Source organism: Modestobacter versicolor (genome assembly GCF_041028285.1).
Taxonomy (GTDB): domain Bacteria; phylum Actinomycetota; class Actinomycetes; order Mycobacteriales; family Geodermatophilaceae; genus Modestobacter; species Modestobacter versicolor_A.
This window is the reverse complement of the sequence record NZ_JABGDB010000030.1, coordinates 1-631: the sequence shown is the minus strand read 5'-3', so window position 1 is coordinate 631 and position 631 is coordinate 1. Positions and strand designations below refer to the sequence as shown.

Genomic DNA, 631 nt, shown 5'->3' with positions numbered 1-631 from the left:
TGTCTAATCTTGCTATAATCCAAATCCCCCATCATTTTAGGAAGTCCAAGGGATTTTCCCACGCCCGCTAGTGAAAGGCATGAGAGAGCAAAAGAACAGCGAAATTCTATGTTATCTGTTTCACCATAGAAAATATGGTTTTGGTCATGAGCCATAACTTTTCCCCAATCAAAGAAACCACTGAAAAATGAAAACTCGAAAGGTAAATTGTGGGCGTAAATTACAAGCCTAGATTTTGGCTCAAGTGTTTCTTTGATTAGGTTAATCAGTTGAAGAAATTCTTCCCATTTCCGCCCGCTTATTTTGAGGTCTTCAATTTGGAAAGTCCAACAATACATAAAGGCTTGACGTTGCCCGTCAATGATTACGCTTGAGGTTTCAATATCGAATGAACAAGCAAGCGTGTAGTAACTATCTTTTGATTTTTTAGTTCCCGGCTTTTTGATTGGTGTTGTTACTCTTATGAGGGTTTCAAGTCGTTTAAGTAAGGTTGGCGAAATATGAAATTTGTGTTTTATTCTCATGTTCCGCCACCTTTCTTATGAGGTTGTAACTTTGAGGAATTTTGAATTTTTGACGGTATTCAGAAAATTATCGGATAACTTCATAGCGATCGTAAGCCCCGCAATTT

Annotated in this window: 1 protein-coding gene; it reads right to left on the bottom strand. The window is 37.7% G+C overall.

From position 1 onward, the window contains the following. A partial coding sequence (locus HL054_RS22110) for a hypothetical protein (protein ID WP_369141285.1) occupies window positions 1–524 on the bottom strand: 524 nt, incomplete at its 3' end. Window positions 525–631 lie beyond the last annotated feature (107 nt).